Here is a 22,370-nt window from a genome sequence, read left to right as displayed (position 1 = left end):
GTGCGTATCTCCTGCGCTGTCCGAGAGGGGCTGGCCCGACCACGTTCTCAAACGGGTGACGGGTCCGCACGCGGGGGCCCGTCCCGGCACGCCGAGCGGAGGACGGCGCTGGTGGGGCGCCGACTCCCGGGTGTGTCGCCCGCAGCGCCGCCGCTGGTCACGGGAGCGGGCCCCACCGAAGGTGCTGCGACGAGCGCGTGGCGTGCGTCGGCGGACGGCTCCGCGGCGCCCTCGGGATGGAATGCTGACGGGGTCCGAGCACTCCCGAGTCAGGAGCACCGCAGTGACCGTCACCGTCGTCGTCGGCAACCCCAAGGCCGGAGGCCGCACCACCGCCGCGGGCACCGCCCTCGCCGAGCAGCTCACCGGGGCCGCCCCCGACCACGTGATCGAGCTGGCCGAGCTGGGCCCCGGCCTGCTGGGGTGGGGCGACGAGGCGGTCGGCGCCGCGAAGAAGACCGTCCAGGCGTCCTCGCTGGTGGTGTTCGCCAGCCCCACGTACAAGGCCACCTACACCGGCCTGCTCAAGCTGTTCCTCGACCAGTTCGAGGGCGGGACCGGGCTGAAGGACGTCGTGGCCGTCCCACTGATGCTGGGCGGCGGGCCGACGCACTTCCTCGCCCCGGACCTCACGCTCAAGCCCGTGCTCTCCGAGATCGGCGGCACGTGCGCGCTGCCCGGCCTCTACCTCGTCGACTCGGCGTGGGACGGCCCGGAGTTGGCGGCCTACGTCGAGCGGTGGAAGCCCGTCGCGGACGCGCTGACCGCACTGCGGTGAGCGAGACCGCGGACCCCGCCCTGGGTGCCCTGCGCGCGCTCGGCGAGCAGCTCGACCGCACCATGGCCGAGCTGACACAGGCCCGCGCGCGCGTGGCGGAGCTGGAGCGGCTGCGCGCCGGGGGCACGAGCTGGCACGCCATCGTCGAACGCGAGGACCGGCCGCTGATCGTCGAGGCCCTCACCCGCGCGCTCGACGACCTCGGCGCCGTCGGCGGGCGGTTCCGGCGGGAGGAGGCACGCGCCCTGCAGCGCGAGCAGGTCTCGATCACCCGGATCGGGAAGCTGTTCGGGGTGAGCCGCCAGCGGGTCTCCGCGATCCTGTCCGACTCCCGCTGAGCGCCGCCGCGAGCGGGGGCCCGAACGCCCGGCGGATCTCCACCGTGCTCAGCGCGGTGGCGGAGGGGAGCCGGTACAGGTAGCGAGCGGTGACCAGCCCGCCGATGACCGCGGCCGCGGCCACCGCGCGTTCGGTCGCGCGCGGGCCGCCGAGGAATTCAGCGAACCGGGCGACCACCTCGCGCTCCATGAACTCGCCGAACACGCGCAGGACGTCCTCGTCCGCCAGCGCGGCGAGCTCCAGGGCGACCAGGGGACCGCGCAGCGCCGGGTCCTCCCACAGGTCGACGACGGCGGACAGCACCCGGTCGACCAGCCCCGCCGGATCCCCCGCGAGCGCCTCGGCCAGCTCGCCGGACGGGTTGCGGCGCAACGCCATCGCCGCGCCGAAGAGTCCGTGCTTCGACCCGAAGTGGTAGCTCACCGCCGCGGCGTCCACGCCCACGTCGGCCGCGACCGCGCGCAGCGTCGTGGCCTGGTAGCCGTCCCGGAGGAACCGGGTCCGGGCCACCTCCAGGATGCGGGACCGGGCCGAGGCACCGCCCCTCGGCCGCCCACGCGTCTTATTCATCGCCATTGAATATGAGCGGCCGCAGGCCCACGGTCAACCCATGCACCTGACCATCCTCGGCGCGACCGGCGGCACCGGCCGCATCCTCGTCGACCAGGCCCTCGCTGCGGGACACAAGGTCACCGCGGCGGTCCGCAGGCCCGAGGCGGTGACGCCGCGGGACGGGCTGGACGTCGTGGCCTGCGACGTCCGGGACCCGGCCGCGGTGGAGGCCGCCGTCGCCGGGCGCGACGCGGTGCTGTCCGCGCTCGGCGGCCGGTTCACCCCCGACCCCGTGGACGTCTACTCCGTCGGGGTCGGGAACGCCGTCGCCGCGATGCGCCGACACGGTGTGCGGCGGATCGTCGTGGTCAGCTCCACCGCGATCCAGCCGGACGGCCACCCCGGCGGCGGGTTCGTGTTCGACCGCCTGGTGGAGCCCGTCGTGGCCCGGGTGCTCGCCCGGACCCTCTACGCCGACGTCCGGCGGATGGAGGCGCTGCTCCGGGCGAGCGACCTGGACTGGACGATCGCCCGCGCCTCCGGCCTGTTCGACGTGCCCGCGCCGACGCCCTACACCCTGACCGAGGAGCGCTCGGTCAGCCTCTACACCGCCCGCGCCGACCTGGCCGCGGCCCTGCTGGAGGCGGCCGCAGGCGACCGCTTCGTCCGGCGGGTGATGGCCGTGAGCACGGTGTCGGAGAAGCCGAACATCCTCGGGCTGATCTGGCGGGAGGGGATCAACCGTCGGTGACCTGCACCCCGTGGGCGGCGAGGAACAGCGCGCCCACCGAGACCAGCTGGTCGGGCCCGATCCGGGTGCCGGCGAGGGCGAGCGGGCCGCGGATCGACTCCAACGTCGAGCCGTGCAGGTCGGTGCCCGCGAGCCGGGCGTCGTCCAGCACGGCGTCGGTGAGGTCGCAGCGACGCAGCGCGCAGTCCTTCGCCGTGAACCGGTACAGGTCCGCCCCGCGCAGCACCGTGTCCTCGACGTGCAGGAACGTGCCCTTGGCCATTCGCAGCCGGACGAGGTCGGCGCGCGAGCCCTCGATGCGGACGTCCGTGAGGCCCGCCCCGTTCAGCTCGGCGCCGGTGAACCGGCAGTCGGTGAAGGTGACCCGGGTGAACACCGCGTCGTCCAGCACCGCGCCGGAGAGGTCGCAGTGCACGAACTCGGTGTCCCGGCAGTGCAGGCCGGACAGGGTGCGCCCGGACAGGGTCACCCCGCGCAGCCGGCACTCGTGCAGCCGCAGGTCCGCGACGTGCTCGGGGAACTCCGTGTCCGGCCCCGCCTCCACCCCGTCCCAGACCGCCCCGTGCTCGGGCGCCGGAGCGGGGTCGAAGCGGGGCGGGAGGTCGGGGCGGTCGGGAGCGGTCTTGGTCGTACGCGGCTTGCGGGGCACCCCGGCACGGTAGTGCCCACCCCGGCCCGTGAGTGGCGATGGTCGCCAGAGCGACCATCGCCACTCACGGGTTCGGTCAGAGGATGAAGAGCATCTCCTGGTAGGTGGGCAGCGGCCACAGGTCGTCCGCCACCAGGCCCTCGAGGGCGTCCGCCGCGGCGCGGACCGCGGCCATGGCGGGCAGCAGCTTCTCCCCCGCGTGCTCGGCCTCCGCGACGGTGCTCTCGGCGCTGTCGTCCGCGAGCTCGGCCTTCAGCGTGGCCAACGCGGACCGCAGCGCGGCGACCTGCTCGGTCACCTCGGTCAGGGCGCCGAGGTCGGGGTCGATCCCGGCGGCCTTGAGCGTGGCGGCGTTCTGCGCCAGCTCCGTCTGGTAGCGGACGGCGGCGGGCAGGATCTGGGTGGTGCCCATCTCCGCCGTGAGCTTGGCCTCCACGCTGACGGTCATCGCGTACTGCTCGAGCGCGATCTCGTAGCGCGAGTGCATCTCGCGCTCGTTGAACACCCCGTACTTCTCGAACAGGGCCATCGCCTCGGGGGTGATGAGCTGCGGGAGCGCGTCCAGCGTGGTGCGCAGGTTCGGCAGGCCGCGCTCGGCCGCCTCCAGCTGCCACTTCTCGGAGTAGCCGTCCCCGTTGAAGATCACCGCGCCGTGGTCGGTGATGATCTGCTTGAGCAGGGCCTGGACGGCGGCGTCGAAGTCGCCCTCGGCCTGCTCCAGCACCGTGGCGCAGTAGTCCAGCGACTCGGCCATGATCGTGTTGATCGTGACGATCGGCGCCGCGACGGTCTGCTGGCTGCCCGGCGCGCGGAACTCGAAGCGGTTGCCGGTGAAGGCGAACGGGCTCGTCCGGTTGCGGTCGCCGGGGTCGGTGGGCAGCACCGGCAGGGTGTCGACGCCGATCTGCATGGCGCCCTTGCCCTTCGACGAGGTGGCCTCACCCTCCGCGATCTGCTCGAAGACGTCCGCGAGCTGGTCGCCGAGGAAGATCGAGATGATCGCGGGCGGGGCCTCGTTGGCGCCGAGCCGGTGGTCGTTGGTGGCGCTCGCGACCGAGGCCCGCAGCAGCCCGCCGTACTGGTGCACCGCCCGGATGACCGCGGCGCAGAACACGAGGAACTGGGCGTTCTGGTGCGGGGTGTCGCCGGGCACGAGCAGCGAGCCGAGCTCGGAGTTGCCGAGCGACCAGTTGACGTGCTTGCCCGACCCGTTGACGCCCGCGAACGGCTTCTCGTGGAAGAGGATCTCCAGGCCGTGCTTGCGCGCGAGGGTCTTGAACGTGGTCATCAGCAGCTGCTGGTGGTCGCTCGCGACGTTGCCGCGCTCGAACATCGGCGCGACCTCGAACTGGCCGGGCGCGACCTCGTTGTGCCGGGTCTTGGCCGGGATGCCGAGCTTGAACAGCTCCCGCTCCGTGTCCATCATGAAGCCGAGCACGCGCTCGGGGATGGCGCCGAAGTAGTGGTCGTCGAACTCCTGGCCCTTGGGCGGCGGGGCGCCGAAGAGGGTGCGGCCCGCGTTCAGCAGGTCCGGCCGGGCCACGGCGAAGTGCCGGTCGACCAGGAAGTACTCCTGCTCCGGCCCGCAGAAGCTGACCACGTGCTCGGGGTCCACGTGCCCGAAGAGCGTCAGGATCCGCTCGGCCTGGCGCCCCATGGCCTGCTGGCTGCGCAGCAGCGGGGTCTTGTGGTCCAGCGCCTCACCGGTCATCGACACGAAGACCGTGGGGATGCACAGGGTGTTGCCGTTCGGGTTCTCCAGCACGTACGCGGGGCTGGTCACGTCCCAGCCCGTGTAGCCGCGGGCCTCGAAGGTGTTGCGCAGCCCGCCGTTCGGGAAGCTCGACGCGTCCGGCTCGCCCTGGATCAGCGTCTTGCCCGCGAACTCGGCGAGCGCCATGCCGTCTGTGGTCGGCTCCAGGAAGCTGTCGTGCTTCTCGGCCGTGAGGTTGGTGAGCGGGTAGAAGACGTGCGCGTAGTGCGTGGCGCCCTTCTCCAGCGCCCAGTCCTTCATCGCCGAGGCGACCGCGTCCGCGACGACCGGGTCCAGCTTGGCACCCTTCTCGATCGTCGCCGTGACCGACTTGAACACGGACTTCGGCAGCCGCTTCTGCATCACCGACCGGCTGAACACGTTCTCGCCGAAGATCTCCCCCGGGGCCTCTCCCGCCACGAAGCTGACGGCGGGCGGCACATAGGCCTCGACGGCCGAGATCGCCTGCAGGCGCGCGGCATTTCCACTCATGGGGCGGTCCTCTGCTTCGGGGCTCTGGTCTCGCGCCTGAGCCTGCGGAGCCGAACACCCGAACGGGTTGCCGACACATGACGTTCACGTCTCCTAACAGGACGGAGCGTGACGTCGGCGGGTCGTCCGGGGAACCCTCCCCCGGCGCATCGTCAGTTCTGACGACTCCGCCGGTGGTGCAGCACCATCGCCGGGCGGACGAGCAGGGCGAGGGCCGCGAGGGGCAGGAAGACCGCGGGCGGCGCGCCGAGCGTGACGGCGACGATCGTGGCGACCGCCAGCAGGACCATCAGGGCGGCGCCGACGGCGACCAGCCGGACGTTCAGGGGGCGGGGGACCACGCGGGTCCGCCTCGGCACCACGAGGCAGGCCAGCGTCTGGGTGCGGAACTCCCGAGCGACCGGTCCTGCGTTAGCCATGTCTAATGGTGACCCGCGGCGAGGCTACGAGACAAGCGGAATCTCAGTGTGAGACGGGGATCTCCCCGGCTATCCGAGCACCCGCTCGCGATGCGGGTTGTGGAACAGACCGCCCGGATCGAGGCGCTGCTGCAGCGCCCTGAACTCGTCGAGACACGGGTGCACGGTGCGCAGGTCGGCGGCCGTGCGGGTGTGCACCTTGCCCCAGTGCGGCCGCCCGTCGAGCCCGGTCATCACCTGCTCGACGGCCGCGAAGTAGGCCTCGTACGGCTGCCCCGCGTGCACGTGGACGGCCAGGTAGGCGGACTCCCGCCCGTACGCCATCGACAGCGGCACGTCGTCCGCGGCGGTGAGCCGGACCTCGACCGGCACCGTGACTGCCCGCGCGTACCGCTCGGCCGCCGACCGCAGCCCGGCGAACGCCGCGCCCAGTGCGGAGAGCGGCACGGCGTACTCCATCTCCACGAACCGCACCCGCCGCGGCGAGCAGAACACGCGGTACGAACGGTCGGTGTACTCCCCCGCAGGCATCAGCCGCGACGACACCCGGTTCAGCCGGGGCACGAGCGCGGGCACGCGGTCACCGAGCGCGCACACGAGCGCGAACCCGCCGTTCCCCAGCACCTCGTCCCGCATCAAGGATCCATAACGCCGTTTTCGCGCCCCGATATCGACATTGTGGCTCCATGATGCGGTGCGGGTGTGGGACTTCAGGACCGCGTGCTCGGTGTGTGGGAACCAGTAGAACTCGGCGTGGTCGGCATCGAGCGTCGCCAGCTCCAGGGCCTGCTCCAGCGGGACGAGCCGCTCCCGGGCGCGCAGCGCGAAGGCGGGGACGGTCTCCAGGGTCACGCTCGTCACGACCCCCAGCGCGCCCAGCCCGATCCGGCCGAGCCGCAGCAGGTCCCCGTCCGCCCGCACCACGGAGCCGTCCGCCAGGACGATCTCGAACCCGCGGACCTGCGCGGCGATCCCCCGGTACCCCGCACCGGTGCCGTGGGTGCCGGTGGCGAGGGCGCCGGAGACCGTCTGGGCGTCGATGTCACCGAGGTTGGGCAGGGCGCGCCCGTGCTCCCAGAGCAGGTCGTTCAGCGTGCGCAGGGTCATGCCCGCGGGCACGTGCGCCAGGTCGCCCTCGACGACGATCCCGGGGCCCGACGGCGGCCGCACGGCCACGCCGTCCGGCACGCCGATCCCGCTGAACGAGTGCCCGGAGCCGAGCGCGCTCACCCGGTGCCCCTCGTCGGCGGCCCGGACCACGGCCGCCGCGACCTCCGCGGCGGACCGGGCGAGCACCGTGCGCACCGGGGTGGTGCGCTGGTTGCCCGCCCAGTTGGACCAGCTCACTGCACCGTGCCCGCCAGCAGCGGCTCGAAGGGCACGTCCGGGAACTTGCGGATCACCACGTCCATCCGCCACTTGTTGCTGAACACCGCCAGCTTCAGGCCGTCGCTGCGGGTCAGCACCTCGCACTCGGACTGGCTCGACAGCGCGGCCTCGCCTGCCTCGTTCGTCACCCGGGCGATCTGGTAGGGCAGGCCCTCCAGGCGGATCGGCGCGTTGAACTCCGACTCCATCCGGGCCGCCACCACGTCGAACTGCAGGGGGCCGACGGCGGCCAGCACCGGAGCCTGGTCCCCCCGACGGTCCGAGCGCAGCACCTGGATGACGCCCTCGCCGTCGAGCTGCTCGATGCCGCGCCGGAACTGCTTGGTCTTGCCCGCGTCGGCGCAGCGCGCGACGGAGAAGTGCTCCGGGGCGAAGCTGGGGATCGCCGGGTACTCCACCGGCCGCGCGGCGTAGAGGGTGTCCCCCGGCCGCAGCGCGTTGGCGTTCACCAGGCCCACGATGTCGCCGGGGAAGGCCTCCTCGACGGTGGTGCGCTGGTTGCCGAAGACCGACTGCGCGTACTTGGTGGCGAACGGCTTGCCGGTGGCGGCGTGGGTGAGCACCATGCCGCGCTCGAAGCGCCCGGAGTTGATGCGCAGGAAGGCCATCCGGTCGCGGTGCGCCCTGTCCATGCCCGCCTGCACCTTGAAGATCAGGCCGGACAGCGGGGCGTCGAGCTCGCGCGGGCGGCCCTCCGCGTCCTCCCGCTCACCGGGCGGCGGGGCGAGCGCGACCAGCGCGTCCAGCAGCCGGGCGACGCCGATGTTGGACAGCGCGGCCCCGAACAGCACCGGGGTGGCGCTGCCCGCGAGGAAGTCCTTCTCGTCGAAGGTCGCGCCGATCTCCTCGAGCAGCGCGATCTCGTCCTGCGCGGTCTGCCAGAACTCCGGCTCGTCCGCGGCGGCGACCTCGGCGGGGACGACCTCGGCCGTGGCCCGGGTGGCGCCGCCCGCGGCCCGGGTGAACTTCGTGTACTCGCCGGTCTCGACCTCGATCAGGCCCTTCAGCGCGCCGGCGATGCCGAGCGGCCAGGTCAGCGGCATCGGACGCAGCCCGATGGTCTGCTCCACCTCGTCGAGCAGCTCCAGGGCCTCGCGGCCCGGGCGGTCCCACTTGTTCACGAACGTGATCACGGGGATCTTGCGCGAGCGGCAGACGTCGAACAGCTTGAGGGTCTGCGGCTCGAGGCCCTTCGCGGCGTCGAGCAGCATCACGGCGGCGTCCACCGCGGCGAGCACGCGGTAGGTGTCCTCGGAGAAGTCCCCGTGACCGGGGGTGTCCAGCAGGTTGATCACGGCGCCGCCGTACTCGAACTGCAGCACCGCGGACGACACGGAGATGCCGCGCTGGCGCTCCATCTCCATCCAGTCGGACGTGACGCCCTTGCGGCCCGACTTCCCGTGCACCGCACCGGCCGAGTCGATCACCTCGGCGTGCAGCGCGAGCGCCTCGGTGAGGGTCGACTTGCCCGCGTCGGGATGGGAGATGACGGCGAACGACCGCCTGCGCCCGGCCTCCGCCAGGACCCGTGCCCCATCGGGGTTGCCACCCTGTTCCACCACGTCGTCCAGGGTAACGGGGCCGGGACGACGCCCGGCGGGGGGCGATGCGGGCGCCGTCCCGGTGCGGGCGCCGCCGGAACCCCGCCCCGACGGTCGACCGGACCGTGCACGGACCCGAACGCTAGGCACGGTTTCGGCACCCCGATCCGGCCGGACGACCGCACCCGGGCCGGGCGGATCCGGGACGCACCCGGGACCAAGGACCCTGGCGCCCGCGACGTGCAGGAAGAGGACCCGTTCGGCCGAACGCGGACGACGTCCGCGCGTGCTTATTCTTCACGCCGTCGCCGGACCGCCGATCGACGGCCCTCCCACGATGTCTGCGACCACCCGAAACCACGAGCCGGACGCGTCCGGGTCCCGCGAGGGGCCGGGCGGTGCCTGGGGAGCGCACCGCCCGGTCCCGCCCACGTCGGACCGCCCGCTCACCCCGCGGGCGCCGGTGTCGCCTGCTCGACCGCCGGTGGGGTCTGGTCCATGGTGTCGAAGCGCGAGAACAGGAACCGCACCTCCGGCCGCGGCGAGACGCCGTCCGTCGCGGGCGTGAGCTGGGCGTGCACGACGCCCGCGGCGTCGAGCTCGTCGAGGCGGGCCAGCAGCCGGGCGAGCGCCACCTGGGCGCCGTGCGGCTCCCCGTCGCACTGGGCGAGGGTGCGGTGCAGGGGCCCCGAGCGCCAACCGCCCCGGTCCCCGGCACCCGTCTCGACGGGCACCACGACGTCCACCAGCCACCGCTCCGGACCGGAGCTGCGCGGGACGGGGTGGACGGTGATCTCGTCGACCCGGTCGGCACGGACCAGGTCACCGTCACGCAGTTGCAGCCAGACCTTGGCGAGGGACATGAGGAGCTCCTTTCTCCGGGTCGGATATCTGCAGTGTGCGCCGCAGGTTCACTGGCGGCAACAGGCAACGAGTGACGATCGCCGACCGAAATTTTCTCCGTCGAGACTTGCATGAATCTCCAGTGCGGGCTATAACTTCTGACGTCCCCTCCGGAAGGCAGCACCACGGAAGGAGAGATCACGATGCTGCTGAACTACGAGCCGTTCGCCGACGCCGTCCGGCTGTTGGACAAGGTGGCGGGACAGACCGGCATGCCCACCGGGATGCCGATGGACATCCAGCGCCTCGACGACCACTTCGTCGCGACCTTCGACCTCCCCGGCGTCGACCCGGGCTCCATCGACGTCACCGTCGAGGGCAACGCGCTGACCGTGCGCGCCGAGCGCAGCACCCCGCACGAGGGCGGGGACTGGCTGACCCGCGAACGACCGCGGGGCTCGTTCAGCAGGCGCCTCATGCTGGGGCGCGACCTCGACGGCGACCGACTCACCGCGACCTACCGGGACGGCGTCCTCGCGATCACCATCCCGGTCGCCGCCCGGGCCAAGCCGCGCAAGATCGAGATCAGCCACGCCGGCGACCGGACCGCCCTGCAGACGGGGCCCGCGGACACCTCCCCCGACGACTCGAGCGCGCAGCCGGAACGGCCCGGGCTGGCCGCGGCCGGCCCCTGAGCCTTCCGGCGCACCGGCCGACCGGCCGCGACCGGCGCCGGAAGGTCGACGACCCCCAGTTTCCACGACCCCGCGGGAGGACGATGACGACAGACGATGACCACAGCGGAGACCGATAACCCTTGACCGACGACCTCAGCAGGCTGGACGACGAGGACTACCCGGCCGTCTCCATGGGACAGGCCGCGGAGCTCCTCGACGTCCAGCCTGCCTTCCTGCGCAGCCTCGACACGTCCGGGGTCGTGCAGCCCCATCGCACCGGCGGCGGACACCGCCGCTACTCCCGACGCCAGCTCCGGGTCGCCGCGCGGCTGCGCAGGCTGCTCGACGCCGGACACACCCTCGTCTCGGCACAGGCGATCATGGACCTCGAACACCGCCTGGACGACACCGACCAGGCCCGCCGGCGCGCGGACGACGCCCGCGACCACGCCGTCGCCGAGCTGGACACCGCCCGCGCGGACCTCCGCACCCGCACCGACGAACTCGCCGCCGCCCGCGCCCGGATCGACGAGCTCAACGACCGCATCCGCGACCTGGACGACGCCTCCGATGTGGTCCGTGGCACCGGCCGCGGAGCAGGACTTCTCGACGGCCCCGATATTGCCTAGTGGGCATAGTTGCCCATTAGGCAAGTTCTGCGTACGGTCGTCCGCATGGCTACCGAGGACGAGGTCCGCGTCGGCTTGCGGGAACGCAAGAAGCAGGCGACCCGTATCGCCCTCAGCTGGGCCGCCATCCGCCTCTGCGTGGAGCGGGGCGTGGACGATGTGCGTGTCGAGGACATCGCCGCCGAAGCGAACGTGTCGCTGCGGACCTTTCGCAACTACTTCTCCAACAAGGCCGAGGCGATAGCCGCCAGGCACCTCGACCGCGCGTTGCAGATCAGCGACGAACTGCGCGTGCGGCCCGCCGGTGAGTCGCTGTGGGAAGCGATCACCGAAGCGGTCCTGGCCCGGTTCGCGCTGGGGCAGGAGGACGAGGGCGATCAACCACCCGGGCGGCGGTGGGCCGACGGTGTCCGGCTCATGCTCACCGAACCGACTCTGCAGGGCGAGTACCTGAAGGCCACCGTGGCGGCACAGGCCGAACTGGCCGCGGCGATCGCCGAACGCACCGGAACCGATGTCGAGACCGACGTGTACCCGCACCTCGTCGCCGCAGCAGTCGGTGGAGCGATCACCGTCGCCTCCGACCACTGGATCCGCGCGAACCCGCCCGTCTCGATGGCGACGCTACTGCGTGACGCGTTCGCACAGCTCGCGGCCGGGCTCCCGGCACCGGGCACACCGTAGGAATTCCACGAGGTTCGAGGCCCGCCGCGAGGATGGGATCGACCGGTCACGCCCTTCCCCGGGCACAGGAGGACGTTCGAATGACCACGGATGCCGTTGTCGATGTCGTGATCGCCGGTGCGGGACCGAACGGACTCATGGTGGCCTGCGAGTTGAGCCTGGCCGGGGTCCGGCCGATCGTGCTGGACCGCCTGCCGACGATCAGCACCGAGCCGAGAGCCAACGGGCTGGTCGGCCAGGTGGTGCGGATGCTCGATCGGCGGGGCCTGCACGAGCGTCTCAGCGGCGGTTCGGAGCCACCGGAGCCGAGCGGCGCCTACGTGTTCGGCGCGCTCCCCCTCGACCTGAGCCTGCTGGTGGACAACCCGATCCACCTGTTGCCCGTGCCGCAACGACACCTCACGCAGGTCCTCGAGGAACGCGCCGTGGAGCTGGGAGTGGAGATCCGGCGAGGACACGAACTCGTCGGCCTGGCGCAGGACGACGACGCCGTCACCGTCACCGTCGCCGGGCCGGACGAGGACTATTCGCTTCGGGCCCGCTACCTCGTCGGAGCGGACGGTGGTCACAGTGTGACGCGCACGCTCTCCGGCATCGGCTTCCCCGGCGTCACCACGGACCGAGTGACGTCCCGGACCGCGAACGCCACCCTGCCCGCGGAGTGGATCGATCCGGCTACCGGCGCGCTGAGTGTTCCCGGGTACGGCACCGTTGCACCCTTCCAGCACCACCGCACCGAACGCGGCTTGTTCGTGTTCGCGCACTTCCCGGGCCGGGAACCGATGGTCAGCACCATGGAGTGGGACGAATCGGCGATCGGCGACGAGGAAGCGATGACCGTCGACGAGATGGCGGCCGGCATCAGCCGCGTGCTGGGCGTCGCCGTACCGCTCGGGCCGCCGGCCGGTGCCGGACCCCACCTGCTGCGCCGGGGCACGAGCGGCAACACCCGGCTGGCCGAACGGTTCTCCGACCGCCGCGTGCTGCTCGTCGGCGACGCGGCCCACGTGCACTCCGCGATGGGCGGACCAGGGCTGAACCTCGGCCTGCAGGACGCGGTCAACCTCGGCTGGAAGCTCGCCACCGTGCTACGGGGCCGGGCAGCGCCGGAGCTGTTGGACAGCTACGAGTCGGAACGGCTGCCCGTCGCTCGCCGGGTCGTCATGCACACCCTGGCGCAGTCCGCGCTGATCGCGCCCGGCAGTGAGGTCACAGCGTTGCGCGAACTGTTCGCCGAACTGCTCGGCGACCGGAACACCGTCCAGCACATCGCCGATCTCCTGGCCGGAGCCGACGTCCGCTACCCCATGCCCGCCGCAGGCACCCATCCGCTCGTCGGCCGGTGGGCACCGGACATGGTCCTGCGCACCCGGGCCGGGACGGTCCGGCTGGCGGAGCTGACCCGCACCGCGCGGCCGCTGCTGCTGGACACGACCCCGGACGGGTCGCCCGCCGCGGCGTTGTCCGGGTGGCGCGACCGGGTGGACGTCGTCACGGGACGGCCGGGTTCCGGTGTCGCGGCCCCTGCGCTGTTGCTGCGCCCGGACTGCTACGTGGCCTGGGCGTCGGCGTCCGCGCGCCCGAGCGACGCCGAGCTGGCTGGACTTCGGTCGGCGACGCAACACTGGTTCGGTGCCGTCGACCGCTGACCGCGCCTCCGACGGCTCCAGCGCATCCGCGACCCGGGCTGAGCCGGGCGGACCCCGCGGCGACGGTCGGCGGACCGCCGGGTCTGCTCACCGCCCGCTCGGGCGGGCCGAGGCGGGCAGGCGCGGGGTGTCGGCGACGAGGGCGCGGGTGTGGGGATGCCGGGCCGCGGTGAGCAGGTCGTGGGCGCGCGCCTCCTCGACGATGCGCCCCTCGTGCAGGACGAGGATGCGCGCGCACACGGTCGCGACGACGACGATGTCGTGCGAGACGAACAGGTACGCGGTCCCCGTGTCGGCCTGGACCTCGCCGAGAAGCCGCAGGATGCGGGACTGGGCGGGGAGGTCGAGCGCGGAGAGCGGTTCGTCGAGCAGTATCAGCCGAGGGTCCGGGGCGAGCGCGCGGGCCAGGCAGACCCGCTGGCACTGCCCGGTGCTCAGCTCGTGGGGGTAGCGCTCGGCCAGGACCGCGGGCAGGTGGACGCGGTCGAGCAGCTCGGCGACCCGCGCGCGGCGCCCTGCGGCGCCGAGCTCGCGGCACCAGGTCACCAGCGGCTCGGCGATGCTGCGCCCGACCGTCCACCGGGGGTTCAGGACGGCCCGAGGGTCCTGGAACACCGTCTGGACGCCCCGGTGTCGACCACGCCCGAGCGGGGCGCCCTCCCAGGTGACGGTGCCAGCCGACGGGCGTTCGAGCCCCGCCAGGCACCGGGTGAGCGTGGACTTGCCCGCTCCGGACGTCCCGACCAGCCCGACGGTCTCCCCGGCGGCGACGGCCAGGTCGACGCCGTCGAGCACGGTCCGGCCCCGATAGGCCTTGCCGAGACCGGCCGCGGTCAGCAGCACCTCAGCCATGGACGACCTCGCCCGGCACCCGGGGTACCGCGGCGATCAGCTCGCGGGTGTACTCCGCACGGGGCGAGCCGAAGATCTCCGCCGTCGGTGCCTGCTCGACGATCCGACCCTCGCGCAGCACGACGACGCGGTCGGCGAGCCCCGCGACCAGCCGCAGGTCGTGCGAGACGAAGAGCAGGCCGACGCCGAGCTCGCTGCGCAGGCCCGCCAGCTCGGTGAGCACCCCGGCCTGGGTGCTCACGTCCAGGGCCGTGGTCGGTTCGTCGGCGACGATCACCCGTGGCCGGTTCACCAGTGCCATCGCGATCACGACGCGTTGCCGCATCCCGCCGGAGAGCTGGTGGGGGTAGAGCCCCCCGGTGGTCGCGGGAAGCCCGACGGCCTCCAGCACCTCCGCGGCCCGGCGCCGGGCCTCCGGAACGGACATGCCGTGTGCGGTGCCGCACTCGACGACCTGGGTGTCGATGCGCAGCAACGGGTTGAGCGCGTTCATCGGGTCCTGCGAGACCAGCGCGACGTGCCGGCCGCGAATCGGCCGCCAGTCCTGCCAGGACAGGGCGGCGACGGGCTCGCCGAGCAGGGTGATCTCACCGCCCGCGAGGCGCAGGGGTGGCCGGACGAGGCCGAGCAGGGCCGCGGCGAGGGTGCTCTTGCCCGAGCCGCTCTCCCCGACCAGGCCGACGCACTCGCCCGGGTCGATGCGCAGTGACACGGCGTCGAGGATCGTCGTGTCCCCGACCACGACTCGCAGGTCCTCGACGAGGACCAGCGGAGCCCCGACGGCGTCGGGTCCCGCCGCCATCCGCGCGACCCGCGCCCGCCTGGCGGGTCCGCCGTGGCGATCGCGCCACCGCGGCGGTGCCGGCAGCGAGGTCTCGCGCGGGTCGAGTGTGTCCCGCAGCGAGTCGCCCACGTGGTTGACCGCCAGCACCACCACGAAGATCGCGAGACCCGGGGCGAGGAACGTCCAGGGGGCGTCCTCCAGGGAGGAGCGCGACTCGTTCAGCATGGCCCCCCACTCGGGAACGGGCGGTGCGATTCCGAGCCCCAGGAAGGAGAGGGCGGCCACCCCGAGCACGATCTCGCCGAAGTCGACGAGGGCGAGAACCAGGATGGGTCCGGAGACGGCGCCGAGGACGTGGGTGCGCAGGATCCGCAGCGGCGGTGTGCCCGCCGCGCGCGCGGCGACGACGTATCCCTCCTGCCGGACCTGGAGCACCAGCCCGCGCACGATCCGGGCGTAGCCGGGCCACGACACGACGGACAGGGCCAGGACCAGTCCGCCGAGGCCTGCGCCCACGAAGGCGGCGATCGCGATGGCCAGCACGAGGCGCGGGAAGGCCAGCAGCACGTCGACCACCCGCGTGAGCAGGACGTCGAGCACGCCGCCGACCAGCGCGGACACCGCCCCCACCACGGTGCCGACGACGACCACCACCGCGACGGCGAGGGAGGCCGCCGTCAGGGAGGCCCGACCCCCGTACATCAGGCGGGTCAGCACGTCGCGGCCGAAGGTGTCGGTGCCGAGCAGGTGTTCGGGGCCGGGCGGGGACAACGCGGCCCCGTAGTCGACCGCGGTCGGGTCCTGGCTGCTCAGCAGCGGTGCGGCCAGCGCCGCGACGACGGCCAGCACCACCACCGCGACCGCGGGCAGCAGCAGCCGGTCGCGGCGGGGCAGGCTCGCCAGCCGGTCCCGAACCCGGGTCACGACGCCACCCGCAAGCGCGGGTCCACCCACGGTGCCGCCAGGTCGACGAGCAGGTTGACCAGCACGAAGAGCACCGCCATGGCGAGGACGAACGCCTGGATCACCGGGTAGTCGCGCCCGGCCACGGCGTCCACGATGTAGCGCCCGATGCCCGGCCACGAGAACACGGTCTCCACCACGGCGGCGCCGCCCAGCACCCCGCCCACGATGAGGCCGGTGGCGGTGAGCAGCGGGAGCACCGCGTTGCGCAGCGCGTGTCGCAGCACGATGGCCCGCATCGGGAGCCCCTTCGCCTCGGCGGTCGCCACGTACGGCTGGGCAAGCGCGTCGAGCATCGCGGACCGCAGCAGTCGGGAGGCGCCGGCGGCCAGCCCCAGTCCGAGGGTCACCGCGGGCAGCACGAGGTGGCCCGGGCCGCCCCGGCCCAGCGTCGGGAACCAGGCCAGCCGCACCGAGAACGCGTACATCAGCAGCAGCGCGAGGAAGAAGCTCGGCATCGACACCCCGAGCAGCGACACCACCCGCAGTGCCCGGTCCGGGCCGCGGCCGTGGTGGACCGCGCCGAGGACCCCCGTCGGCACCACGATCAGGGCCATGACCAGCAGGGCGGCCCCCGCCAGCTCGAGCGTGGCGGGGAGGCGCACGAGCAGCTCGCCGAGGATCGGGGTACCGCTGCGGAACGAGGTGCCGAGGTTGCCCCGGACCAGGTCCCCGAGCCAGCTGAGGTACTGGGCCGGGTAGGGGCGGTCCAGGCCGAGGTCGGCGCGCAGCGCGGCGATGTCCTCGTCGACCCGGCTCAGGTCCGCGCCCGGCTCGGCCATCGACAGCAGGATCGCGTGCGTCGGGTCGCCGGGGATCAGCCGCAGCAGGCTGAACAGCACGATCGTGACGCCCAGGAGGACCGGGACGGTGACCAGCAGCCTCGTCCCGGCGTACCGCAGGACTCTCACGCGCCCGCGACCCACATGCCCGGCAGGATCCACTTCGACCGGTTGGGGTCCACCCCGCGCACGGCGGACGTGTAGGCCGTGGCCCACTGGGTGGAGTTGAACAGGTACAGGATCGCGTGGTCGTCGTAGACCAGCTGCTGCACCTGCCTGGCGAGGTCCTGCTGGCGGGCCGGGTCGAACTCGCCCGCCAGCTCGTCGAGGAGCCGGTCGACCTGAGGGTTGGAGTAGCGCCCGTAGTTGGTGACGACGTCGCTGCGGTAGTAGGAGCGCAGCTGGCCCGCGAGGTCACCGGTGGCGGTGCCGCACGAGCAGTAGGTCGCCATCTCGAAGTTCCCGTCGAGCATGAGCTGGTTCGACGCCGTGGTCTCGACGGGGGCGAGCTCGATCGCGACCCCGATCTCCTTCCACTGGCTCTGGAGGGCGATGGCGAGCGGCTGGAAGATCGGGTAGGTCAGCATCCGGAACTGCAGCCGCTGTCCGTCCTTCGTGCGGATCCCGTCGGCGCCGCGGGTCCAGCCCGCACCGTCGAGCAGCGCGTCGGCGCCCTCGACGTCCGGGGTCGTCGGAGTGCCCTGGCCGAGGGCGTAGGGCAGTCCGGCCGGGAAGTGCCCGGTCGCCGGGACGGCGTAGCCGCGGTTCAGGCCGGAGATCAACGCGCCCCGGTCCACGGAGACGTCGAGGGCACGCCGCACGACGGGGTCGGCCAGCGCCGGAACCTTGGCGATGTTCATCCAGATGTTGCGCGTCGTGGGCGCCTGTGCGAGGACCGTGAAGTCCTCCGGGTCCCGCTCGTACTGCTGGCGCTGCTCGACCTCGACGTTGTACTCGCCGTCCGCGTCGCCCGAGCGCAGGGCCAGCAGTCGGGCCTGGGCGTCGCTGCCCAGCCGGGCCTCGATCCGTTGCAGGTGCGGCCCGTCCGGCTGGATCCGGTAGTCGGGGTTCCACTCCGCGGTCAGCGACTCGCCGGGCACGAACGCCGTCGGGATGAAGTAGCCGGTCAGATCGGGGGCGGTGTTGGCGCCCTCACCCGCGGCGTCGTCCGCGGCGGCGTTGTCGATGCCCAGCGACGTGGTCAGCCGGAACGCGAAGCCGGGGTCCGGCTTCGGAGTGTGGATCCGCAGGGTCAGCGGGCCGGTGACCTCGAACGTCAGGCCCTTGAGGGTCGAGGTCACTCGCTTGTTCAGCCGCTGGTGGCGTTCCAACGACGCCTTCACCGCCGCCGCGTCGAGCGGGGTACCGCTCCAGAACCGCACCCCCTCCTGCAGCTGCAGCTCCCACACCGTCGGCTCGACCGCGGTCCAGCTCGTCGCGAGCGCCGGGGCGAGGGTCCCGTCGTCGTTGAGCGCGATCAGCGGTTCGGCCAGCCCGTTCTCCAGGATCCGCTGCGCGTCGATGCTGGTGGGGTCCAACGAGCGCGGCATGTTGACCGTCACCACCCGGAGCACCTGCTCCGGCGCCGCCGCGTCGCCCGTCCTCGTGGCCCCGGCGCACCCGCTCGCCAGGAGCACCACCGCCGCCACGAGCCCCGCCGGCACTCGACTACGCAGAGTCATATGACCACCCGTTCAACTGAGAGGATTTGAACCTAGGTGGGGGTCGGGTGGTCGACAAGAGTGATCTGCCTCCCAGGCCGACCCTCACGCCACCCCCGACCGCGCCCGGGCCCGCTTCGGCCGCAACAGCCACCACTCGGCGACGAGCAGGTTCACGATCCAGCTCGACCACACCGACGCCGCCCCCGCGGCCAGGACGGTCGCGTCGTCGAGCGGGCTGGCCAGGGCGAACAGCCCGAGATAGACCCCGATCCAGACCCGGTTGACCACGATCGAGAAGGTCAGCGCGACGCTGCGGATCATCCACCGCCGATGGTCGGCGAACCGGCGCTCCCGCGCGGCCCGCCATCCCGCCCACGCGGTGCCCAGCCAGAGCAGCGCGAGGATCGTGTTGCCCGCGGCCGAGGCGAGCCCGGTCGTACTGACCGGGCTCACCCCCAGCACCACGATCCCGCCGGGGAACACCCCGCCGAACAGGTAGACCCGACCGACCCACCGGTGCGCGGTCGGATGAGTGCGGCGCAGCCACGGCCAGATCTGCAGGACCGCGGTGACCAGCGCGATCGTGCCGAAGCCGATGTGCGCCACCAGCAGCGGATAGTGCAGCGGGTAGTCCGGTCGCGGCGTGATCCGAGACCGTGCGGGATCGAGCCCGAGGTAGGGCGGGAGCGAGAAGGCCAGGAAGACGAGGACGACCACGGCGAACACGCCGAGACCGATCCGGACCCGCCGGGGGTCGCGGCGGACGGGACTGCTGTCGGTGCGCATGTGCGTAAGCCTTACGCATTCTGCGTAAGCTTGTCTACTCTATGGTCTGCCACACTGTCCGCGTGCCCACCCCCGAAGACCCTCGTTGGGCGCCGGCCGCCCCGGCGGGCCGGCGCGGGCTGAGCCGGGCCGCGATCGTCGAGACCGCCGTGCGCCTGGCCGACACCGAGGGGCTCGAGGCCGTGTCCATGCCCCGCCTGGCCCGCGAGCTGGGTGCCGCGCCGATGTCGCTCTACCGGCACGTGCCGCACAAGGACGCCCTGGTCGACCTGATGCTCGACGAGGCGATCGGGGCACCGCCGGACCTCGTCGGGGCCTCCGTGCCGGACGGGCTGGCCGCATGGGCCCGGGCCAACCGCGCGGTCTTCCAGGCCCACCCCTGGACACTCCCGCTGGTCACCGGTCCGCGGCGGATGGGCCCCGCCGAATGCACGTGGGCCGAGACGGCGTTGGCCCTGATCGTCGGCTCGGGCGCGACCCTGCCCACCGCCCTGCGGATCCTGCACCTCGTGAACGGCTACGTCCGGGGCGCGGCGACCCCCACGGCCGACCGCGCCCCGGCCGTCGCGGACATCGAGGCCTCCGGACGCGACCTCCCGCTGCTCACCCGGGTCCTGAGCAGACCGCCGTGGGACGACGGCGAGGACCTCTTCGAGTTCGGCCTCGCCCGGGTGCTCGACGGCGTCACCGCGGCACTGCGGGGCGACCGGGAGGGTGCTGACGAGGTCCGGCCGCGGTAGGCCGGAGCGTTCGGCGCACACCGCCCACCGGCGGCCCTGCCCGTCGACGCGGCTCCTGGTCGCCTCCCGTCACGGAGTGGTCGTCTCGAACCCCGCCCGTCCCTTCCAGGTCCCCAGGACCGGTTCCACGTCCGCCCCCAGCACGTCCTCGAGCACCGAGGCGTAGACGTCCCGGAAGTCCACCGTGTACTTCAGGTCGCCGTCGTCGAGGTCCTCGAGCGAGGGCTGTTCCCCCAGGAACCCCGAGCGCACCCGCTCCCCCAGGACGAACACCGGCGCCGCGGTCCCGTGGTCGGTCCCCTGCCCCGCGTTCGCCCGGACCCGCCTCCCGAACTCCGAGTAGACGACGGTGACCACCCGGCGCGACACCCCCGCGAGCGCGTCGACGAACCCGCCCAGGGCCGCGTCGAGCTCGCCGAGCAACCGCTCCTGCGTGCCGCGCTCGTCGGCATGGGTGTCGAAACCCCCCAGCGACGCCGAGTAGACCCGCGGCGGCGCACCCGCGCGCACCAGCGCGGCGACCGCGCCGAGCTGAGCGGCGAGGGTGTTCGGCGTCCCCGGGGTCAGCGCCCCGTTCACCGCCTGCGCCACGGTGAACAGCTCCGTCACCGACTCCGCCGCCCGCGCCTGCAACGGCGAGTCACCCCCGTCCGCCACACCCAGCCCCCGATAGGCGTCGGCCAGCGACTTCTGCGGCAGGGCGAGCCCCTCCGGGCGGATCGTGGCCCCCGCGGTCCGCTCCCCGGCCAGGAACGGCGGGAGCGTGGGCTCGAGACTGACCGCCCGCAACGGGTCGGCACCGTGCTCGGTGTGGGCGTGGTCGAGCCACCGCCCGAGCCAGCCGGTCCGCACGGACGTGTCCGGAGACGCCGTCTGCCAGATCGCCATCGACCGGAAGTGCGAGTGGTCCGGCCGCGGGTACCCGACCCCGCGCACCACCGTCAGCCGCTGCTGCTCCCACAAGCCGTGCAGCCGCCGCAGACCCGGATTCAGCCCGAGACCCTCACCGAGGGCGAGGACCTGCTCGGGGGCGTACGCCAGCTCCGGCCTGCCGTCCTGATACGCCCGGTCCTCCGCCGGGATCAGGGTGTTCAACCCGTCGTTGCCCCCGTAGAGGGTGACCAGCACCAGCACCGAGTCCCCCGACGGCGGCGCGGACAACAACCGGTCGACACCCACCGCCGTCCCGCCCGCCGCGAGCGCCGCCGCCGCGGTCACCCCGCTGAACTGCAGGAACCGCCTGCGCGTCAGATCCCTCATCGGCTCACCACATACTCGGGCGAGGTCGCCGCCACCGCCAACAACTGCCGCGGGTCCGATCGGACGTGATCGAGAGCCGCCCTCGTCCGCGGCGACCACGCAGCGACGCCGAGCATCGCGCCCGCCTCCTCGATCGTGCGCGGCGGCTCACCGACGTTCCTCGCCACGACCTGAGCCAGACTCAACCGCGCCAACGCCGCCCCCGTGGTGAGCCACGCCTGCCCCGCAGGCCACCCCCCGACACTGGGCGGCTGGAACGGCACCTGCCCCAACCGTCCCAACGCGTCCTGCACCCCGGCCCAGTCCTTGTCCGCCAGCTCGGCCGGGCGCACCCCGACCGCCCGCATCAGCCCCACCGCCCACTCGACCGGCTGCTTCACCAGCTGCGAGCCGGGATCGGCGAACAACGGCTCGGCGACCACCGCCCCCAGCAGCGCCCGGACGTCCCGTCCGGCCCCGAAGGCCGCCACCAGCCGCTCCACCACGTCCGGCGGCGGCGGGGTGTCCGAGACGAACCGCGCCCACACCCGCGCCACCACGAACCGAGCGGACTCCGGCCGAGCCACCAACATCGCGACCAGCGAGTGCGCGTCCGAAACCGGAGCACCCAACACGGTCTTCGGGCCGGCGTCGAACCGCTTCGGGTCCACCACCGCGCGCATCCGGTCCCTGTCCACCGTCCACCCGGTCAGCGCCCGAGCCGCCTCCTTGACGTCCGGCTCGGTGTAGTTGCCCACGCCCAGCACGAACAGCTCCATCAGCTCGCGCCCCAGGTTCTCGTTCGGCGCGCCCGCACGGTTCTGGTTGCCGTTCAACCACACCACCATCGCCGGATCGACCACCATGGCCTGCGCCAACGGCTCGAAACCACCCAGCCCCAGCGCCCGCAACGTCTGGTTCTGGGCCACCATCAGCCCCGCGCTGCGCACCATCCCGGCTCCGGTGGCGAAATGCCCGTGCCAGAACCACGTCACCTTCTCCACCAACGGAGTGGGGCTCGACACCATCCGATCCACCCACCAGCGCACCGCCAGCGAGTTCTGCGCCGACAACGCCTTCTCCGCCGCGGCCTTCACCGCCGGGTCCTTCGCATCCACCGCCGGCGGCGCACCCAGATCCGGCGGCTCCACCCCACCAGGCTGCTGGGCCAACAACGCCGCACCCACCGCGTCAGGGTCGTCGGGGGCGTCGGGGGCGTCCGACGGCACCGCACCGAACGCGAGACGCTCCACCAACCGGCGAACACGCTCGGGCTCCGGAATCGGGCTCACGAGTCGATGGTCACCCGCGCCTGTGAAATCCGCGTACGTGTCGGGGGAATTTCCCGCCGCGCCGTCGGCACGGCTACGGGTGGTTGCGGCGGCTCGGTGCCGGTGCCGGCGGAGGTGAGCGGT

At 73.0% G+C, this 22,370-nt stretch carries 22 protein-coding genes; 8 read left to right on the top strand and 14 right to left on the bottom strand.

The features are described 5' to 3' along the window. Nucleotides 1–283: 283 nt before the first annotated feature. Nucleotides 284–778, top strand: coding sequence for an NADPH-dependent FMN reductase (locus tag L3X23_RS03710; RefSeq protein ID WP_093089338.1), 495 nt, complete (start codon nucleotides 284–286; stop codon nucleotides 776–778). Further along, complete coding sequence (locus tag L3X23_RS03705) at nucleotides 775–1,116, top strand: hypothetical protein (RefSeq protein WP_237190689.1); 342 nt, start codon at nucleotides 775–777, stop codon at nucleotides 1,114–1,116. Before L3X23_RS03710 ends, L3X23_RS03705 begins: the two co-directional genes overlap by 4 nt. Here L3X23_RS03705 and L3X23_RS03700 read toward each other — a convergent pair. Continuing rightward, the gene (locus tag L3X23_RS03700) at nucleotides 1,046–1,687 is read right to left on the bottom strand and encodes a TetR family transcriptional regulator (RefSeq protein WP_237190688.1); all 642 of its coding nucleotides are present in this window, start codon (nucleotides 1,685–1,687) and stop codon (nucleotides 1,046–1,048) included. The two genes, L3X23_RS03705 and L3X23_RS03700, sit on opposite strands and share 71 nt — an antisense overlap. A gap of 40 nt (nucleotides 1,688–1,727) precedes the next feature. On the opposite strand from L3X23_RS03700, the gene L3X23_RS03695 reads away from it, so the two are divergent. Continuing rightward, entirely contained in the window at nucleotides 1,728–2,420 is a 693-nt protein-coding gene (locus L3X23_RS03695) for an NAD(P)-dependent oxidoreductase (RefSeq protein ID WP_237190687.1), read from the top strand. On the opposite strand, the gene L3X23_RS03690 is transcribed toward L3X23_RS03695, so the two are convergent. From L3X23_RS03690 to L3X23_RS03665, 6 genes are all read right to left on the bottom strand, one after another. Beyond that, the gene (locus tag L3X23_RS03690; RefSeq protein WP_237190686.1) at nucleotides 2,407–3,069 is read right to left on the bottom strand and encodes a pentapeptide repeat-containing protein; all 663 of its coding nucleotides are present in this window, start codon (nucleotides 3,067–3,069) and stop codon (nucleotides 2,407–2,409) included. The genes L3X23_RS03695 and L3X23_RS03690 overlap by 14 nt on opposite strands. A gap of 76 nt (nucleotides 3,070–3,145) precedes the next feature. Then, nucleotides 3,146–5,314, bottom strand: coding sequence for a glutamine synthetase III (locus L3X23_RS03685; protein ID WP_237190685.1), 2,169 nt, complete (start codon nucleotides 5,312–5,314; stop codon nucleotides 3,146–3,148). A 152-nt stretch (nucleotides 5,315–5,466) separates the two neighbouring features. Continuing rightward, a complete protein-coding gene (locus tag L3X23_RS03680) occupies nucleotides 5,467–5,733 on the bottom strand; it encodes a hypothetical protein (RefSeq protein WP_143030231.1) in 267 nt (88 codons plus the stop codon). Nucleotides 5,734–5,802: 69 nt separating this feature from the next. Next, entirely contained in the window at nucleotides 5,803–7,080 is a 1,278-nt protein-coding gene (locus L3X23_RS03675) for a D-arabinono-1,4-lactone oxidase (protein WP_237190684.1), read from the bottom strand. Then, the gene (locus L3X23_RS03670) at nucleotides 7,077–8,684 is read right to left on the bottom strand and encodes a peptide chain release factor 3 (RefSeq protein WP_237190683.1); all 1,608 of its coding nucleotides are present in this window, start codon (nucleotides 8,682–8,684) and stop codon (nucleotides 7,077–7,079) included. The genes L3X23_RS03675 and L3X23_RS03670 overlap by 4 nt, the downstream gene beginning before the upstream one ends. A gap of 425 nt (nucleotides 8,685–9,109) precedes the next feature. Further along, nucleotides 9,110–9,526, bottom strand: coding sequence for a hypothetical protein (locus L3X23_RS03665; protein ID WP_237190682.1), 417 nt, complete (start codon nucleotides 9,524–9,526; stop codon nucleotides 9,110–9,112). A gap of 183 nt (nucleotides 9,527–9,709) precedes the next feature. Here L3X23_RS03665 and L3X23_RS03660 point away from each other — a divergent pair, with 183 nt between their 5' ends. From L3X23_RS03660 to L3X23_RS03645, 4 genes are all read left to right on the top strand, one after another. Further along, the gene (locus L3X23_RS03660) at nucleotides 9,710–10,201 is read left to right on the top strand and encodes an Hsp20/alpha crystallin family protein (protein WP_237190681.1); all 492 of its coding nucleotides are present in this window, start codon (nucleotides 9,710–9,712) and stop codon (nucleotides 10,199–10,201) included. A 122-nt stretch (nucleotides 10,202–10,323) separates the two neighbouring features. Next, entirely contained in the window at nucleotides 10,324–10,812 is a 489-nt protein-coding gene (locus L3X23_RS35970) for a helix-turn-helix domain-containing protein (protein ID WP_308116863.1), read from the top strand. 45 nt (nucleotides 10,813–10,857) lie between these two features. Next, nucleotides 10,858–11,496, top strand: coding sequence for a TetR family transcriptional regulator (locus tag L3X23_RS03650; protein ID WP_237190680.1), 639 nt, complete (start codon nucleotides 10,858–10,860; stop codon nucleotides 11,494–11,496). A gap of 80 nt (nucleotides 11,497–11,576) precedes the next feature. Beyond that, a complete protein-coding gene (locus tag L3X23_RS03645) occupies nucleotides 11,577–13,145 on the top strand; it encodes an FAD-dependent monooxygenase (protein ID WP_237190679.1) in 1,569 nt (522 codons plus the stop codon). 87 nt (nucleotides 13,146–13,232) lie between these two features. Here the strand turns inward: L3X23_RS03645 and L3X23_RS03640 are convergent, their stop codons facing one another. The 5 genes from L3X23_RS03640 to L3X23_RS03620 all read right to left on the bottom strand — a co-directional run bounded on the left by L3X23_RS03640 (nucleotide 13,233) and on the right by L3X23_RS03620 (nucleotide 18,976). Beyond that, nucleotides 13,233–13,997 carry an ABC transporter ATP-binding protein gene (locus tag L3X23_RS03640; RefSeq protein ID WP_237190678.1) on the bottom strand — a complete coding sequence of 255 codons (765 nt, stop codon included), beginning with the start codon at nucleotides 13,995–13,997 and terminating at the stop codon, nucleotides 13,233–13,235. Continuing rightward, on the bottom strand, nucleotides 13,990–15,705 hold the full coding sequence (locus L3X23_RS03635; RefSeq protein WP_237190677.1) for a dipeptide/oligopeptide/nickel ABC transporter permease/ATP-binding protein: 1,716 nt from the start codon (nucleotides 15,703–15,705) through the stop codon (nucleotides 13,990–13,992). Before L3X23_RS03635 ends, L3X23_RS03640 begins: the two co-directional genes overlap by 8 nt. Then, entirely contained in the window at nucleotides 15,702–16,655 is a 954-nt protein-coding gene (gene nikB, locus L3X23_RS03630; RefSeq protein ID WP_237190676.1) for a nickel ABC transporter permease, read from the bottom strand. The genes L3X23_RS03635 and nikB overlap by 4 nt, the downstream gene beginning before the upstream one ends. Further along, the gene (locus tag L3X23_RS03625; RefSeq protein ID WP_237190675.1) at nucleotides 16,652–18,190 is read right to left on the bottom strand and encodes an ABC transporter substrate-binding protein; all 1,539 of its coding nucleotides are present in this window, start codon (nucleotides 18,188–18,190) and stop codon (nucleotides 16,652–16,654) included. The genes nikB and L3X23_RS03625 overlap by 4 nt, the downstream gene beginning before the upstream one ends. 102 nt (nucleotides 18,191–18,292) lie before the next feature. Further along, nucleotides 18,293–18,976, bottom strand: a complete 684-nt coding sequence (locus tag L3X23_RS03620) for a DUF2306 domain-containing protein (RefSeq protein WP_237190674.1) — start codon at nucleotides 18,974–18,976, stop codon at nucleotides 18,293–18,295. A gap of 62 nt (nucleotides 18,977–19,038) precedes the next feature. Here L3X23_RS03620 and L3X23_RS03615 point away from each other — a divergent pair, with 62 nt between their 5' ends. Beyond that, entirely contained in the window at nucleotides 19,039–19,716 is a 678-nt protein-coding gene (locus tag L3X23_RS03615; RefSeq protein WP_237190673.1) for a TetR/AcrR family transcriptional regulator, read from the top strand. 69 nt (nucleotides 19,717–19,785) lie between these two features. On the opposite strand, the gene L3X23_RS03610 is transcribed toward L3X23_RS03615, so the two are convergent. Continuing rightward, nucleotides 19,786–20,976: a DUF1501 domain-containing protein gene (locus tag L3X23_RS03610; protein ID WP_237190672.1), complete on the bottom strand. Its 1,191-nt coding sequence runs from the start codon at nucleotides 20,974–20,976 to the stop codon at nucleotides 19,786–19,788. Beyond that, nucleotides 20,973–22,247, bottom strand: coding sequence for a DUF1800 family protein (locus L3X23_RS03605; protein WP_237190671.1), 1,275 nt, complete (start codon nucleotides 22,245–22,247; stop codon nucleotides 20,973–20,975). Before L3X23_RS03605 ends, L3X23_RS03610 begins: the two co-directional genes overlap by 4 nt. Nucleotides 22,248–22,370 lie beyond the last annotated feature (123 nt).

This window comes from Pseudonocardia sp. WMMC193 (assembly GCF_021728735.1).
GTDB classification, from domain to species: Bacteria; Actinomycetota; Actinomycetes; order Mycobacteriales; family Pseudonocardiaceae; genus Pseudonocardia; species Pseudonocardia oroxyli.
This window is presented reverse-complemented; position numbering and strand designations above follow the sequence as displayed.